Annotated in this window: 18 protein-coding genes; 10 read left to right on the top strand and 8 right to left on the bottom strand. The window is 56.6% G+C overall.

Annotation, left to right across the window (positions count from 1 at the left end):
• The first annotated feature begins 259 nt into the window (after positions 1-259).
• The 5 genes from ACA069_RS27760 (at position 260) to ACA069_RS27740 (ending at position 4,274) form a co-directional block, all read left to right on the top strand.
• Positions 260-580 (top strand): helix-turn-helix domain-containing protein, encoded by a 321-nt coding sequence (locus ACA069_RS27760; protein ID WP_497615599.1) that lies wholly within the window; start codon positions 260-262, stop codon positions 578-580.
• Positions 581-610: 30 nt separating this feature from the next.
• A complete protein-coding gene (locus tag ACA069_RS27755) occupies positions 611-1,591 on the top strand; it encodes an ABC-three component system protein (RefSeq protein WP_497615598.1) in 981 nt (326 codons plus the stop codon).
• Between the two features lie 55 nt (positions 1,592-1,646).
• Complete coding sequence (locus ACA069_RS27750) at positions 1,647-1,808, top strand: ABC-three component system middle component 8 (RefSeq protein ID WP_497615597.1); 162 nt, start codon at positions 1,647-1,649, stop codon at positions 1,806-1,808.
• Positions 1,795-3,591: a DUF2326 domain-containing protein gene (locus ACA069_RS27745; protein ID WP_497615596.1), complete on the top strand. Its 1,797-nt coding sequence runs from the start codon at positions 1,795-1,797 to the stop codon at positions 3,589-3,591. Before ACA069_RS27750 ends, ACA069_RS27745 begins: the two co-directional genes overlap by 14 nt.
• Positions 3,592-4,004: 413 nt before the next feature.
• Entirely contained in the window at positions 4,005-4,274 is a 270-nt protein-coding gene (locus ACA069_RS27740; protein WP_401264569.1) for a HigA family addiction module antitoxin, read from the top strand.
• Here the strand turns inward: ACA069_RS27740 and ACA069_RS27735 are convergent.
• Positions 4,269-4,790: a BRO-N domain-containing protein gene (locus ACA069_RS27735; protein ID WP_497615595.1), complete on the bottom strand. Its 522-nt coding sequence runs from the start codon at positions 4,788-4,790 to the stop codon at positions 4,269-4,271. The genes ACA069_RS27740 and ACA069_RS27735 overlap by 6 nt on opposite strands.
• 364 nt (positions 4,791-5,154) lie before the next feature.
• Complete coding sequence (locus ACA069_RS27730; RefSeq protein ID WP_497615594.1) at positions 5,155-5,415, bottom strand: accessory factor UbiK family protein; 261 nt, start codon at positions 5,413-5,415, stop codon at positions 5,155-5,157.
• Between the two features lie 413 nt (positions 5,416-5,828).
• Between ACA069_RS27730 and glnK the strand changes: the two genes are divergently transcribed.
• The 4 genes from glnK to sutA all read left to right on the top strand — a co-directional run bounded on the left by glnK (position 5,829) and on the right by sutA (position 8,611).
• Positions 5,829-6,167 (top strand): P-II family nitrogen regulator, encoded by a 339-nt coding sequence (gene glnK, locus ACA069_RS27725; RefSeq protein ID WP_002555808.1) that lies wholly within the window; start codon positions 5,829-5,831, stop codon positions 6,165-6,167.
• Between the two features lie 37 nt (positions 6,168-6,204).
• A complete protein-coding gene (locus ACA069_RS27720; RefSeq protein ID WP_100846852.1) occupies positions 6,205-7,542 on the top strand; it encodes an ammonium transporter in 1,338 nt (445 codons plus the stop codon).
• Between the two features lie 215 nt (positions 7,543-7,757).
• Positions 7,758-8,183, top strand: a complete 426-nt coding sequence (locus ACA069_RS27715) for a secondary thiamine-phosphate synthase enzyme YjbQ (protein ID WP_100846853.1) — start codon at positions 7,758-7,760, stop codon at positions 8,181-8,183.
• Positions 8,184-8,284: 101 nt separating this feature from the next.
• Positions 8,285-8,611, top strand: a complete 327-nt coding sequence (gene sutA / locus ACA069_RS27710; RefSeq protein ID WP_187678258.1) for a dormancy-specific transcriptional regulator SutA — start codon at positions 8,285-8,287, stop codon at positions 8,609-8,611.
• Between the two features lie 239 nt (positions 8,612-8,850).
• Here the strand turns inward: sutA and ACA069_RS27705 are convergent, their stop codons facing one another.
• Genes ACA069_RS27705 through lptM form a run of 6 tightly spaced genes read right to left on the bottom strand, consistent with a single transcriptional unit; the run spans position 8,851 to position 13,460 of the window.
• Positions 8,851-9,558 (bottom strand): HAD family hydrolase, encoded by a 708-nt coding sequence (locus tag ACA069_RS27705; RefSeq protein WP_497615593.1) that lies wholly within the window; start codon positions 9,556-9,558, stop codon positions 8,851-8,853.
• On the bottom strand, positions 9,555-10,454 hold the full coding sequence (gene xerC / locus ACA069_RS27700) for a tyrosine recombinase XerC (RefSeq protein WP_497615592.1): 900 nt from the start codon (positions 10,452-10,454) through the stop codon (positions 9,555-9,557). Before xerC ends, ACA069_RS27705 begins: the two co-directional genes overlap by 4 nt.
• Before the next feature lie 2 nt (positions 10,455-10,456).
• Positions 10,457-11,182 (bottom strand): DUF484 family protein, encoded by a 726-nt coding sequence (locus ACA069_RS27695; RefSeq protein WP_305440452.1) that lies wholly within the window; start codon positions 11,180-11,182, stop codon positions 10,457-10,459.
• Between the two features lie 13 nt (positions 11,183-11,195).
• Complete coding sequence (gene dapF / locus ACA069_RS27690) at positions 11,196-12,026, bottom strand: diaminopimelate epimerase (protein ID WP_497615591.1); 831 nt, start codon at positions 12,024-12,026, stop codon at positions 11,196-11,198.
• 3 nt (positions 12,027-12,029) lie between these two features.
• Positions 12,030-13,277 (bottom strand): diaminopimelate decarboxylase, encoded by a 1,248-nt coding sequence (gene lysA / locus ACA069_RS27685; protein WP_187678253.1) that lies wholly within the window; start codon positions 13,275-13,277, stop codon positions 12,030-12,032.
• Positions 13,278-13,286: 9 nt separating this feature from the next.
• The gene (gene lptM / locus ACA069_RS27680) at positions 13,287-13,460 is read right to left on the bottom strand and encodes an LPS translocon maturation chaperone LptM (protein ID WP_042561715.1); all 174 of its coding nucleotides are present in this window, start codon (positions 13,458-13,460) and stop codon (positions 13,287-13,289) included.
• A 320-nt stretch (positions 13,461-13,780) separates the two neighbouring features.
• On the opposite strand from lptM, the gene cyaY reads away from it, so the two are divergent.
• Positions 13,781-14,113 carry an iron donor protein CyaY gene (cyaY, locus tag ACA069_RS27675; RefSeq protein ID WP_187678252.1) on the top strand — a complete coding sequence of 111 codons (333 nt, stop codon included), beginning with the start codon at positions 13,781-13,783 and terminating at the stop codon, positions 14,111-14,113.
• Positions 14,114-14,115: the final 2 nt, after the last annotated feature.

Below are 14,115 nucleotides of genomic sequence, written 5' to 3'. Positions count from 1 at the left end.
GCAGAGATGTGATTTCGTACGGTTTTAAGCACTTGCTGCTCATACCTGAACAGGTATAGTGCTGGTCGGAAAGAAATTGCTGTGCCGGAAGTCAAATGTGGAGCGGAAATCTGAGAGATATTCCGGCCATTTGCTTACTGGAGCCTAGAGGCGTGCACCCTACCGACGACCGGACGATTCAATGCTATGCCGCAAGAGAGGTGGAACTGATAGTTGTCAGACGCGGAGTTCGCCGACGCAGAGCATTCAGAGGGAAATGATGAATCACAATGGCAATGCGCAAGACACCAGTAGCGATCTGACCACAAATGGCTTGGATGACGTAGAAGAACTGACAATAAAGGTTGCACTCTCGCTGAAGATCAATGAGTTAATCAATCAGCGCGGGCTAAGCCAGAAGGAAGCTGCGGCTATCATGGGTATGACCCAACCGAAAATTTCTCAAATACACCGCTATAAGCTTCAAAATATTTCGTTAGAGCGGTTGATGCAGGCTTTGGTGTCTCTGGATCAACGCGTCGAAATTATAGTGCAGCCTGCACACCGTGCGCGTTGCGCCGGTATTACCGTAGCTGCTTGAGTTGCATAATCCAACGATGAGATTTTAGGGATGAAATTTGCGTACGAGGACATGAGCGATGATCAGTTTGAGACATTGGTCGTACTCTTATGCCAGCGTCTGCTGGGCATTGCAGTTCAGGGGTTCGCTAAGGGCCCGGACGGGGGGCGCGATGCAAAATTTGTAGGTACCTCTCAAATGCACCCAAGCACATCGGCACCTTGGGTGGGAACGGTTATCATCCAAGCCAAGCACACAAATGGCTACAACCGTAGTTTTTCGGAACTTGATTTCTACAGCACAGCTAGTGACAACACGGTGGTTGGTAAGGAAGTTCCTCGTATTCAGAAATTGCGGAGCGCCAAGCAACTCGATCACTACATGCTGTTCGCGAACCGCCGCCTGACGGGTAATGCGGAAACAGATATACGCAATCACATTGAAACTGAGTGCGAAGTTCCCGCTGCGTCGCTCTACTTATGTGGCGTGGAACAGTTGGAAATTTTCTTAAAGCGTTTTCCTGAAGTAGCTAAGGAAGCGAATCTGGATGCGTTGGATTCTCCGCTGATCGTCAGTTCGGAAGATCTTGCGGCTGTCGTGGAGGCTCTTGCTCGTCAGATAGATGGCATCACGACGTTACTTGACGATCCGCCAACTCAGCGTGTGACCTATGAAGAAAAAAACGTCCTTAACAACATGACGGCGGAATATGCGAAGGTTCTTCGGCGTAAATATTTGAAGGAGACCGCCCCAATACGCACTTTTCTTGCGGCACCGGAAAATATCGATCTATTGCGATTGTATGAATCGGTGGCCGATGAATTTCAGCTAAAGATCATAGCGCGGCGTAAGAATTACCATACCTTCGACCAAGTCATGGAGTATTTGGTGGATCTTTTGTTTGGTCGAGATGCTGTGTTGCGACAGCTTGGTCACAAGCGACTAACACGTGCGGTGCTTTTCTATATGTATTGGAATTGCGATATCGGGGAGGTGGAAGATGCTTCGTCCGACAAAACACTCACACCCTGACCGAACCGTGATAAATGTGTCGATGCTTTTATTATGCCGATTGAAGAGTCGTCGCGTGGATGAATACGATATATTAAGAAAATATGCAAAAAAAACTGTTGTCGGCGGTGACGTGCTATTTTTACCAGCACTCAATTTTCTTTATTTGATGGGCTTGATTGAATATCGTCCGAAAACAGATGCTGTCGAATATGTGGGGCCAAATGAAACTTTCTAAACTTTATTGCGATAATCCCAGTGCGTTTGAACCTGTGGATTTTGTATCCGGGCTAAATGTGGTAATGGCGGAGATTCGCCTGCCAGAGAATCGCAACAAAGACACCCACAATCTTGGCAAAACGACGCTAGGTCGTCTGCTGGATTTTGGTTTTTTAGCTGGAAAGGATCCAAAGTTTTTCTTGTTTAAGCACCTAGAGTTGTTCGAGGGTTTCGTGTTTTTTCTCGAAGTTGAACTTGAGGACGCATCGTTCGTTACTATTCGGCGCAGCGTAAAGGATGCGACGAAGATCAGTTTCAAAAAACATGAAGCTGGTCATCAAGACTTTTCGAATTTGTCGCTGGCGGACTGGGATCATCAAAACGTACCGTTTGATCGCGCTCGTGATCTACTTGACGGCTTGCTCGACTGGCGAACTCTTAAGCCATTTTCCTATCGGAAGGCTTTGGGTTACCTGCTGCGCTCTCAGGAGGACTTTCGAGAAGTATTTCAACTTCGTAAATTTGCCTCTAAGCATGCAGATTGGAAGCCATTTCTTGCTCATATGCTGGGATTCGATGCAAAGATTGTTATCGAACATTATGAGAAAGAACAGGAGTTAAGCAAAAAGCAAGAAGTCGCTCAAACTATCAAAAAAGAATTGGGTGGTTCGGTAGAAGATAGTAGCAAGATCGAGGGTATATTGCTGCTTAAGCAGAAAGATGCTGAAAAAAAACAGCAGTTGTTGGATTCGTTCGATTTTCGAGAGCATGATAAGGATCGTACCAAGTCATTAGTTGACGACGTTGACGAAGGTATTGCAGCTCTTAATGCCAAGCGTTACTCCTTGAATCAGAGTAAGAAGAAAATTCAAGTTTCCCTTGGGGAAGATCAGATTCTGTTCAATCCAGACGAAGCAGAGCGACTCTTCTTAGAAGCCGGTGTTCTTTTTCAAGGGCAAGTAAAAAAGGATTTTCAACAGTTGATTGCTTTCAATCGTGCGATTACAGAGGAGCGTCGAGGTTATCTTAAAGAAGAGTTTGCTGAAATCGAGCTTGAACTGAAGGATGTGAACTCGCAGCTCAACGCTTTAGGGGAAAAACGGTCAGGTATGCTCACCTTTTTGAGTGCAACGGATGTATTCAAAAAGTATAAAGAGGTTTCCGATGATATGGTCAGCTTACGAGCGGATATCAGCTTGTTGGAAAGCCAGCGAGGTCATCTGCACAGACTTCAGGAACTGAGAACCCAAATTCGTGGCCTGACGGAAGAGTGCAGCCATCTTCAGGTTCAAATCGAAGCCGATGTCGAGAAACAAAACTCGGATCCGGATAGCCTATTTTCTTCGATACGAGTGTATTTCAGCGAGATCGTCGAGGAGGTTATTGATCGCAAAGCTTTGCTAAGCGTAGCTCCAAATCAACTAGGCCATTTGGAGTTCAAGGCAGAAATTCTTGATGGTTCTGGCAACGCAACTAGTGCTGACCTAGGGCACACCTATCGCAAGCTCCTATGTGTCGCTTTCGACCTCGCCGTCGTGAGGGCACATCTGAACGAAAAGTTTCCACTATTTGTGTACCATGACGGCGTGTTTGAATCTTTGGATGATCGGAAGAAAGAGAATCTGCTAGCGGTGATTAGGCGTTACTCTGATTTAGGACTGCAGTCGATTATTACGTTGATCGACTCGGATCTACCCGTGCGTACGGAAGATCCGGGTCCTATCTTTAGCCCTGATGAAGTTATTGTTTTGTTACACGACGAAGGCGATCAGGGTAGGCTTTTCAAGCTCAGAGGTTGGTAGATTTGGTCGGAGCTCAGTCCATCTCTGAAGTAGTCCCCCTCGGTTTTCTTTCCGGCTAACCTACCACTTGGTTCGAGTTCTTTACCGCACTTGACCGCTACCTCAATAAAACGACGCTGATTGGCTGAAATACCTCCGGCTAACCGAAGTGCTTCAGCGTGATATCCAACAATCTGTTCTAGCTTTGCCCTTCTCTTTTTGTCTTTCATTGAGGCCTCGTTTTTTGGGTGGCAGATGCTTGGTTGGCCACCGTAGTACAAGGAGGAAGAGTCGCGTAATCAGGCGCAGACGCTGATTTTTGTAGGGCCGTGCCCTAATAGTTGTAGGACGCCGGCGAAAGGGTTTCGACGGTCTTGTATCGCGGAGTCGGATGCTCCAGTTTGGCCGCTCAATGCAGCCTCTGGAGACTAGAAATGAACCGCAATGGTATGCGCCCGATTCATCCGGGCGAGGTTCTGAATAAGGAGTTTATGAAGCCGATGGGCATGACCGTCATGGATTTGGCCATGCCCACGAAATGGCCCGAAAGTGAGATCGAAAAGCTTGTGAAATGCCAGCTCAGGATCTGCGCCGACTTGGCAATCAGACTTGCCATTCATCTCAACACGACGCCTGAGTTCTGGATGAGTCTTCAGTCGACTTACGATTTGCGCAGGGCCCAGCTCAGGCATGCGGGCTTATAGCGATTGCAGCATCCGCGAAGCCCTTTTCCACCAAGGCCCCGTTATTGGGCGCTTCGGCTCTTCACGTTCCACCATCATCAACGGCACATCCTGCAACCGAATCCACGGCTGGTTATTCCAGTGCAGCAAACTCAATGTCATGTCCGGCCAGTTGAGTAGGCTCAGTTGTGGGCGTTCGCTTGTGGTGGGGTGTTGGGTGTCGCGCAGGGTGGGGATGACTTGGTGGGTGAGCCATTCGCGCAAGGCTCGGTATTCGGGGCAGTAGTGGTAGACGAGGAGGGCGTAGACGCCGGATTCGCTGATCAGCAGGGTGTTTTCGATTTGGTTGTGGATCAGGGTTTTGCGGGTTTGGTGTTGGTCGGAGTCGAGTTTTCGCAGCATGCGTTCGTTTAGGTAGATGTGCAGCAGGCGGCTCAGGTCTCGGGCGCAGAACCAGGGTTGGTTCTGGATGAGGAGGGCGTGGAGGGGGAGTTTGTGGCGGGTGAAGAGGTAAGGCTTTAAATAGGTTTCTTCCATGGTGCAGTTCTCAGGGTTGAGTGAAGAAACTGCCTCTAATCGTCGCCAAACGAAAAGGGTGGCAGCTATGCGCAGGTTGGCGAACCGGGAACCCCGAAATCCGGCAGACCCGAAGGTCTCCCACGCAAAGCCGCCATAACTCGAGAGGGGAAAAGCGCCCTGTACGAATGTGGTCGTCTTGCGTCGAGGATTTCCAGGTCGCCAAACCCGGTGCTGAACATTCAGCATCGGGTGAGCTTAGGAACCGGGGCTTTTCGACGCAATCGGACGGCGGTCACTCAGGTTGTAGGACGTTGCCGAGATGATTGAAGGGCTGAAGATCAAAAGATCGCAGCCTTCGGCAGCTCCTACAGGGGGAGCAGGGTTACTCGGCTGGCGGAGTCAGCTTCGCTTCCATATCGGCCACTTTCGCTTCGAGGCTTTCGAGGCGGGCGCGAGTGCGGGCCAGCACGACCATCTGACTATCAAACTCTTCCCGGCTCACCAGATCGAGTTTGCTGAAGGCACTTTGCAGCAGCATCTTGAACTGGCTTTCGATTTCGGCTTTCGGCAGCGGGGTGTCGCCGCTGAACAGGCGGGAGGCGGTGCCGCTCAAGGCGTCGAGGAAGTCTTTGGGTGCGAGCATGGGGAATGTCCTGAAAACAATGGCAGGCAGTGTATCACGCAGTGTCTATAGTCAATCTCGCAGGCAGGGATGCACGCTTTTCGCGCAGGCGGACGGACGGCGACGCACCGTTGTTGTGCGTATCCGCGACGCCTTTTGCACGGGAGTGCCTGCGGCAGCGGCCAAGGGATTGAAATCAGTGGGTTTTGGCGAGATGGCAAGGTTTCTGCTTAGTCACCTGTGACCCATGCACTGATGCAGTCGCTGTGACGAATGCAGTGCGGCAGGCGGAACGGGGAGTTTCGTCTGATGCGGTTAGCTGGCGTCAGTCGGGCGGTCAAGGCCGACGATGCGTTACAAAGCCAGGCACTGCGCTTAGACTTGAGTCGGGTTTGTTTTCCTGGGGCAAGTCCACCAATTCGGGAGAGAGTTTCATGAAGCTAGTCACTGCCATCATCAAGCCGTTCAAGTTGGACGACGTGCGCGAGTCGCTGTCCGAAATCGGCGTGCAGGGCATTACCGTTACTGAAGTCAAAGGCTTCGGCCGGCAGAAGGGTCACACCGAGCTGTATCGCGGCGCGGAATATGTGGTCGATTTTCTGCCCAAGGTGAAAATCGACGTGGCCATCGACGACAAGGATCTGGATCGTGTTATCGAGGCGATAACCAAGGCTGCCAACACCGGCAAGATCGGTGACGGCAAGATCTTCGTGGTCAATCTGGAACAGGCGATTCGTATCCGTACCGGCGAAACCGATACCGACGCGATTTAAAAGCCGCCACAAACCCAACGCCCCAGGAGAAAACAATATGACTCTGCGTAAATTCGCAGGGCTAGGAGCCCTGTTGTCCATCGTAATGCCAAGCCTTGCAATGGCGGCAGACGAAGTGGCGGCCCCAGTCCTCAATTCCGGCGACACCGCCTGGATGCTCACCTCCACAGCCCTCGTGCTGTTCATGACCATCCCGGGCCTGGCGCTGTTCTACGGCGGCATGGTTCGCTCGAAAAACATTCTTTCCGTGATGATGCAGTGCTTCGCCATTACCGGTCTGATCAGCATCCTGTGGGTCATTTATGGCTACAGCATTGCGTTCGACACCACCGGCATGGAGCAGGGCGTCGTCAACTTCAACTCGTTCTTCGGCGGCATGGGCAAGGCGTTCCTCGCCGGTGTCACGCCTTCGAGCGTGACTGGCCCGGCCGCGCTGTTCCCTGAGGCGGTGTTCATCACCTTCCAGATGACCTTCGCGATCATCACCCCGGCGCTGATCGTCGGCGCGTTCGCCGAGCGGATGAAGTTCTCCGCGATGCTGATCTTCATGGGCATCTGGTTCACCCTGGTTTACGCACCGATCGCGCACATGGTCTGGTCCGGCAACGGCGGCCTGATGTGGGACTGGGGCGTGCTCGACTTCGCGGGCGGCACCGTGGTGCACATCAACGCCGGTGTGGCCGGTCTGATTGCCTGCCTGGTGTTGGGCAAGCGCAAAGGCTTCCCGACCACCCCGATGGCACCGCACAACCTCGGTTACACCCTGATGGGCGCGGCGATGCTGTGGGTCGGCTGGTTCGGCTTCAACGCCGGTTCCGCTGCGGCGGCCAATGGCACCGCCGGCATGGCGATGCTGGTCACCCAGATCGCGACCGCTGCGGCTGCGCTGGGCTGGATGTTCGCTGAGTGGGTCACCCACGGCAAACCAAGTGCTCTGGGCATCGCCTCGGGTGTGGTTGCCGGTCTGGTGGCGATTACTCCGGCTGCCGGTACCGTGGGCCCGATGGGCGCACTGGTGATCGGTCTGGCGGCGGGCGTGGTGTGCTTCTTCTGCGCCACCACCCTGAAACGCAAACTCGGTTATGACGATTCCCTCGACGCATTCGGCGTACACGGCATCGGCGGTATCCTCGGCGCGATTCTGACCGGTGTGTTCGCGGCGCCGGCTCTGGGTGGCTTCGGCACCGTTACCGATATCGGTGCGCAAGTCTGGATTCAGGTCAAAGGCGTTGGCTTCACGGTGATCTACACCGCGATCGTCACCTTCATCATCCTCAAGGTTCTGGACGCCGTGATGGGTCTGCGTGTAACCGAGGAAGAAGAGTCTGTTGGCCTCGATCTGGCACAACACAACGAACGCGGCTACAACCTGTAAGTACGCGCACTAAAAAACTTGCCCGGTTCGCCGGGCATTTTTTTGTCTGGAATTTGTCATTGAAGGACAAGCTGAAAGGATTTTTCGTACGGCTTTGGTCGAGTTTACGAAGGGTGTTTTTCTGCGGGCAATGGCTTACACCGTTGCAGGAATATTAGGGCCTTTGTTTTTTCCCAGAGCGCGCTAGAATGCGCCCCGAATGTGCGGAGAACTGTATGTGGCAACAGACTCTGATAACCCTGCGGGCAAGACCCCGGGGCTTTCATCTGGTAACGGACGAGTTACTCGCCGGCCTGCCTGAACTCAAGGCATGTCGGGTCGGTCTGTTGCATTTGTGGCTGCAGCATACCTCGGCGTCGTTGACCATCAACGAGAACGCCGATCCGGCGGTTCGTCGCGACTTCGAACGATTTTTCAATCGTCTGATCCCACAAGGAGCAGACGGCTATGAGCATAACGACGAAGGCCTGGACGACCTCCCGGCGCACTTCAAGGCCAGCGTGCTTGGCTGCCAGATCAGTCTGCCGGTTTCGGCAGGTCGGTTGGCACTGGGAACCTGGCAAGGCGTTTATCTGGGCGAGCACCGTGATCATGGCGGTGCCCGTAAAGTCCTTGCCACCTTGCACGGTGAAGGGGCATAGCCGCTGGTCAGCAGCGGTGAATGATTTTTTAACGGCGACTTTCGACAGTTGCCAAAGCTGGTCTATAACTAATCTGCTTTTCGCAAGTCATGAGGTAGAACATGAGCGACGATGATCTGGAAACCGACGACCTCGAAGTAGGCGACGAAGACGAGGCCGAGGAAGGCCTGGAAGCAGCAGCGGAAGACGTTGCTGACGACGATGGCGGTGACGATGCGCCGGTCCCGGCTGCCAAAGGCAAAGCCAAGGCTGCGGTGTCGGTAGATGAGTTGCCGAGCATTGAAGCCAAGAACAAGGAGCGCGACGCCCTGGCCAAGGCCATGGAAGAGTTCCTGTCGCGAGGCGGAAAAGTGCAGGAAGTGGAGGCCAATGTGGTCGCCGATCCGCCCAAGAAGCCGGACAACAAGTACGGTAGCCGCCCTATCTGAGGCGTGCCGCTTGCTTGCTGAAAAAGCCCGCCGTCGCTGCGGGCTTTTTCATGCCTGGAATATCACATGAAGGTGATTGGGTGAGGCCCCTGTGGCGAGGGGATTTATCCCCGATGGGCTGCGCAGCGGCCCCAAAACGCAGAATACAGCGTTGCCCTGACACACCGCGCAAGCTGATTTCACGACTGCTTTGCAGCCGATCGGGGATAAATCCCCTCGCCACAAAAAGCGGTTTGGTGTCAGACGGAGGCAGCATTCCAACGCGCCAGCACCGCTGGCAAGTCGGTCAGGCTGCGAATCTCGGCATCCGGCTGACGCTCGGCTTCCCAGACCTTGCCCGCCGGGTTGAACCAGATCGCACGCATTCCGGCTTGTTGCGCCCCGGCAATGTCATCTCCCGGATGATCACCGATATGCACCGCGGTTTCGGCCGTGGCGCCACCGCGCTGCAACGCCTCGTGAAACAGTCGCGCATCCGGTTTGGCGATGCCGATGTCTTCCGCGCACAGGGCAAACTTGAAGTAATCCGCCAGCCCCAACCGGCGCACATCGGCGTTGCCGTTGGTGACAACGCCGAGGGCGTAATGGTTGGCGAGAATCTCCAGCACCGGCTCGACTTCGGGGAACACTTCGATCTGATGCCGCGCATGCAGGAACACTTCAAAGCCCTTGTCTGCCAGCTCCGACGCCTCGCCATGGCCGTAGCCAGACTCTTCCAGCGCATGGAACAGCACCCGCCGACGTAGCGCACTGATGCGATGTTTGAGTCCCGGCTCGTTGGCCAGCACCCGCTCGCGGATCGACCACAAATGCTCCACCGGCACCGCGCCCAGATTCGGCGCATGTTCGCTCAGCCATTCACGCAAAATCGCTTCGGCGCTGACGATCACCGGGGCGGTGTCCCACAGGGTGTCGTCGAGGTCGAAGGTGATCAACTGGATGCTCATGAATCGTCGCCTTTCATGCGTTTGGCCCGTGGGTGGGCGCTGTCGTAGACCGCCGCCAGATGCTGGAAGTCCAGGTGGGTGTAGATCTGCGTGGTCTTGATGTCCGAGTGCCCGAGCAGCTCCTGCACCGCGCGCAGATCTTGTGAGGACTCCAGCAAGTGGCTGGCGAAGGAATGCCGCAGCATATGCGGGTGCAGGTTCTGCCCCAGTTCACGCTCGCCGGCCAGTTTGACCCGCACCTGAATCGCCCGTGGCCCGAGGCGCCGACCTTGCTGGCTGACGAAAACGGCGTCGTCTGCCGGGTTGGTCATGGCGCGCAACGGCAGCCACTGTTCAAGGGCTTCGCGGGCCTTTCTGCCGACCGGCAGCAGACGGGTCTTGCTGCCCTTGCCGAGCACTTGAACCATGCCGTCGGCCAGATCGAGCTGATCGAGATTGAGCCCGGTCAGCTCCGACAGACGCAGGCCGGAGGAGTAGAACAATTCCAGAATCGCCTGATCACGCCGCGCGAGAAAATCGTCCTCGATCGCGCCTTCAAGCAATTGCAGCGCGCGGTCGGTGTCGAGGGTTTTCGGCAGGCGGCGTTCGCCTTTCGGCGGTGTCAGGCCGGTAGCCGGATCGTGGTCGCACAGACCTTCGCGATTGAGATAGTGATAGAGCCCGCGCACTGCCGAGAGCAATCGGGCGAGGCTGCGTGAGGATTGGCCTTGCGCATGCAGGCGAGCGATCAGGCTGCGCAGGCGCTGGATGTCCAGCGCGGCCCAACTGCTGATGTTCTGTTTGACGCACCAGCCGAGGACTTTATCGAGGTCGCGGCGGTAGGCCGACAGCGTGTGCGGCGACACCTGCCGCTCACTGCGCAAGTGTTCGCAGTAAGCGTCCAGTTGTCGTTCCATGTTCAGCGTACCGAGCGCAGGGAGCTGTTGACCCGTGGTAGCACGCGGCCCATGACTTCGGCGATGTAGCTGAGGAACAGCGTACCGACCGAACTCTTGTAGTGCTGCGGGTCACGGCTGGCGATGGCCAGAATCCCGTGGATGCCTTGGTGGCTGACAGCGACCACGGCGGTGGAACCGATCTGCTTGCGTTGTTCTTCGCCGAACAGAAAGTCCAGCTCATGCTCGCGCAGGGTGCCGCTGACACTTTTGCCTTCGGTGAGCAGGCCGCCGATAGCGACTTGTGCATCGGCGTGACTGACCCAGCGGCCAACGGGTGCCGGGTTGTCGCCGAGCAGGATCAGGCTGACAAAAGGCACCTGAAAGTCCTGGCGCAGGCTGTCTTCGACACTGATGACCACGTCTTCCAGGCTGGAGGCGTCCATCAGGGCGAGGATCAGGCGACGGGTCTTGTCGAACAGACGGTCGTTGTCGCGCGCCACGTCCATCAATTGCGAGAGGCGATGACGCATCTCGATGTTGCGCTCGCGCAGAATGGTCATCTGGCGCTCGACCAGCGATACGGTGTCGCCGCGCTGGTGAGGAATGCGCATGGCCGGCAGCAGTTCTTCGTGCTCGACGAAGAAATCCGGATGAGCCTCCAGGTACGCGGCAACCGCTGCCGCCTCCAGGCTCTCGGACGCTGATTCGTCGGACTGTCGGGCGGGTACCTGGGGCTTATCGGTCATGGTTTCTGCTCACTCAAAGACGCACTTGTCCTTCGTATACACGCACTGCCGGGCCGGTCATCAACACCGGTTGGCCAGGGCCTGCCCATTCAATGGACAGACGCCCGCCGGGCAGGTCGATCAACAGCGGCGAATCCATCCACCCCTGACTGATGGCCGCAACAGCCGCAGCGCAAGCGCCGGTGCCACAGGCCTGGGTTTCCCCGGCGCCGCGTTCCCAGACGCGCAGTTGCGCGCGGTTGCGGTCGATAACCTGGAGGAAACCGACATTGACCCGCGCCGGGAAGCGCGGATGGTGTTCGATTTTCGGCCCCAGTTCATGCACCGGCGCGCTGTTGATGTCCTGCACGCGCAGCACGGCGTGTGGGTTGCCCATCGACACGGCGGCCAGTTCGACCGTGGTGCCGTCGATTTCCAGTTGATAGCTTGCGGCCTGCGCCGGTGCTTCGAACGGAATGTCCGCCGGCACCAGGCGCGGGGCGCCCATGTTCACGCCGATCTGGCCGTCGTTACGCACGTCCAGTTCGATGATGCCGCCCTTGGTCTCGACGCGGATCTGCCGTTTGGCGGTCAGTCGCTTGTCGAGCACGAAGCGGGCGAAGCAGCGCGCACCATTGCCGCACTGCTCCACTTCGGAGCCGTCGGAATTGAAGATCCGATAACGGAAATCCACGTCCGGATTGCTCGGCGCCTCGACGATCAGCAATTGGTCGAAACCTATGCCGGTGTGCCGGTCGCCCCATTGTTTGGCGTGCTTGGGCTGAATATGCGCGTGCTGGCTGACCAGGTCGAGAACCATGAAGTCGTTGCCCAGGCCGTGCATTTTGGTAAAACGCAGCAGCATGGGTTACTCCGGCAGCAGGCTTTCGCCGGCAAACAGCTCAGCCACGGTTTCGCGGCGACGCACTTCAAAGACCTTGTCACCGTCCACCAGCACCTCGGCGGCACGGCCGCGGGTGTTGTAGTTGGAGCTCATCACAAAACCGTAGGCACCGGCCGAATGCACCGCCAGCAAGTCGCCTTCCTCCAGCGCAAGCTCACGGTCCTTGGCGAGGAAGTCACCGGTTTCGCAGATCGGGCCGACGATGTCGTATTTACGCGCAGCGGTGTCGCGGGGTTTGACCGCGGTGACGTCCATCCACGCCTGATACAGCGCCGGGCGGATCAGGTCGTTCATCGCCGCGTCGACGATGGCGAAGTCTTTGTGTTCGGTGTGCTTGAGGTACTCGACTTGCGTCAGCAGCACACCAGCATTGGCGACGATGAAACGGCCCGGCTCGAACACCAGTGCCAGATCACGACCGTCCAGACGCTCGCGCACGGCTTTGATGTAGTCACCGGCCAATGGCGGCTCTTCATCGCGATAACGCACACCCAAACCACCACCGAGATCGATGTGGCGCAGGTGAATGCCGCAATCGCCGAGGCGATCGACCAGATCCAGCAGACGGTCGAGGGCGTCGATGAACGGCGGCAATGTAGTCAACTGCGAACCGATGTGGCAGTCGACACCAATCACTTCCAGGTTCGGCAGATGCGCGGCGCGCACGTACACGTCTTCGGCGTCTGCGATGGCGATGCCGAACTTGTTCTCTTTGAGACCGGTGGAAATGTACGGGTGGGTGCCGGCATCGACATCCGGGTTGACGCGCAGCGAGACCGGCGCGCGAACGCCCAGCTCGGCGGCCACGACTTGCAGGCGCTCCAGCTCGTCGGTGGATTCGACGTTGAAGCAATGCACGCCGACTTCCAGTGCGCGACGCATGTCGTCACGGGTCTTGCCGACCCCGGAGAACACGATCTTGTCGGCGCTGCCGCCAGCGGCCAGGACGCGTTCCAGCTCGCCCCGGGAAACGATGTCGAAACCGGCGCCGAGACGGGCCAGGACATTCAGCACGCCAAGGTTGGAGTTGGCTTTGACCGCAAAGCAAACCAGATGCGGCATGCCGGCCAGCGCATCAGCGAAAGCCAGGTACTGGGCTTCGATGTGCGCGCGCGAGTAAACATAGGTGGGAGTGCCGAAGCGGTCGGCGATGGCGGACAGCGCCACACCTTCCGCGAACAGCTCCCCGCCACGGTAGTTAAAAGCGTCCATGGCGATCCCTTAGTAAACGTCGTGCTTGTGTGCTTTGGAAGCAGGCTGCTTTTGCGAAGACTGGGCTTGCTCGGCCGGGTCCTGATCGTCATCGGGCAGGTACAGCGGGCCTTTTTGACCGCAGGCCGAGACAAGGCAGGCAACCGCGACGAGCGCAGCAAGGGAAGAGATCAGGCGCTTCATGGCGAAATCCTTGAAAATGCGTTAATTGCGCCGGAGTATACCGGCCACCCGGCAGCTTGCCTATGCGACGGGGTTCCCGTCCGGCGGGGCTCCTGAGAAGTGCATCATTATTACCCGTGGGAGCGAGCCTGCTCGCGAAGGGGCCGGCAAGTTCAACAGGCTCGCTGCCTGACACACCGCTTTCGCGAGCAGGCTCGCTCCCACAGGGGCGTTGTTGGAAGGGCCAACAGGTACTTGGTCGTTATCCTTTGCAATCGGCAAGCAGCGTCCGTATCTTTCGGCGCTTGAGCCTGAGCAGACATTTTTTTGAGGTTGCCACAATGAGTTTGACCGAAGCCCGTTTTCACGATCTGGTCGATGCCACCCAGCAAACGCTGGAAGACATCTTTGACGAAAGCGATCTGGATATCGATCTGGAGAGCTCGGCCGGTGTCCTGACGGTCAAGTTCGAGAACGGCTCGCAGCTGATCTTCAGCCGTCAGGAGCCGCTGCGCCAGCTCTGGCTGGCGGCCGTGTCAGGTGGTTTCCACTTCGACTACGACGAAGAAAGCGAACGCTGGATGTGCGACAAGAGCGAAGAGCAACTGGGCGAGATGCTTGAGCGTATCGTCAAGCAACAGGCCGGCGCCGAATTCGACTTCGAAGGTTTGTGATT

Source organism: Pseudomonas sp. LBUM1652 (assembly GCF_059716105.1).
Note: the sequence above shows the minus strand (reverse complement) of the source record. Positions and strands in the feature narration are given on the sequence as shown.

What these genes read in the sequence shown, in the direction of transcription:
- ACA069_RS27695 (WP_305440452.1), bottom strand. Translation starts at nt 11,182, where the DNA reads ATGACCGATAAGCCCCAGGTACCCGCCCGACAGTCCGACGAATCAGCG.
- ACA069_RS27720 (WP_100846852.1), top strand. Translation starts at nt 6,205, where the DNA reads ATGACTCTGCGTAAATTCGCAGGGCTAGGAGCCCTGTTGTCCATCGTA.
- ACA069_RS27735 (WP_497615595.1), bottom strand. Translation starts at nt 4,790, where the DNA reads ATGGAAGAAACCTATTTAAAGCCTTACCTCTTCACCCGCCACAAACTC.
- ACA069_RS27740 (WP_401264569.1), top strand. Translation starts at nt 4,005, where the DNA reads ATGAACCGCAATGGTATGCGCCCGATTCATCCGGGCGAGGTTCTGAAT.
- ACA069_RS27755 (WP_497615598.1), top strand. Translation starts at nt 611, where the DNA reads ATGAAATTTGCGTACGAGGACATGAGCGATGATCAGTTTGAGACATTG.
- ACA069_RS27715 (WP_100846853.1), top strand. Translation starts at nt 7,758, where the DNA reads ATGTGGCAACAGACTCTGATAACCCTGCGGGCAAGACCCCGGGGCTTT.
- ACA069_RS27760 (WP_497615599.1), top strand. Translation starts at nt 260, where the DNA reads ATGAATCACAATGGCAATGCGCAAGACACCAGTAGCGATCTGACCACA.
- xerC (WP_497615592.1), bottom strand. Translation starts at nt 10,454, where the DNA reads ATGGAACGACAACTGGACGCTTACTGCGAACACTTGCGCAGTGAGCGG.
- dapF (WP_497615591.1), bottom strand. Translation starts at nt 12,026, where the DNA reads ATGCTGCTGCGTTTTACCAAAATGCACGGCCTGGGCAACGACTTCATG.
- cyaY (WP_187678252.1), top strand. Translation starts at nt 13,781, where the DNA reads ATGAGTTTGACCGAAGCCCGTTTTCACGATCTGGTCGATGCCACCCAG.
- ACA069_RS27730 (WP_497615594.1), bottom strand. Translation starts at nt 5,415, where the DNA reads ATGCTCGCACCCAAAGACTTCCTCGACGCCTTGAGCGGCACCGCCTCC.
- glnK (WP_002555808.1), top strand. Translation starts at nt 5,829, where the DNA reads ATGAAGCTAGTCACTGCCATCATCAAGCCGTTCAAGTTGGACGACGTG.
- lysA (WP_187678253.1), bottom strand. Translation starts at nt 13,277, where the DNA reads ATGGACGCTTTTAACTACCGTGGCGGGGAGCTGTTCGCGGAAGGTGTG.
- ACA069_RS27745 (WP_497615596.1), top strand. Translation starts at nt 1,795, where the DNA reads ATGAAACTTTCTAAACTTTATTGCGATAATCCCAGTGCGTTTGAACCT.
- sutA (WP_187678258.1), top strand. Translation starts at nt 8,285, where the DNA reads ATGAGCGACGATGATCTGGAAACCGACGACCTCGAAGTAGGCGACGAA.
- lptM (WP_042561715.1), bottom strand. Translation starts at nt 13,460, where the DNA reads ATGAAGCGCCTGATCTCTTCCCTTGCTGCGCTCGTCGCGGTTGCCTGC.
- ACA069_RS27705 (WP_497615593.1), bottom strand. Translation starts at nt 9,558, where the DNA reads ATGAGCATCCAGTTGATCACCTTCGACCTCGACGACACCCTGTGGGAC.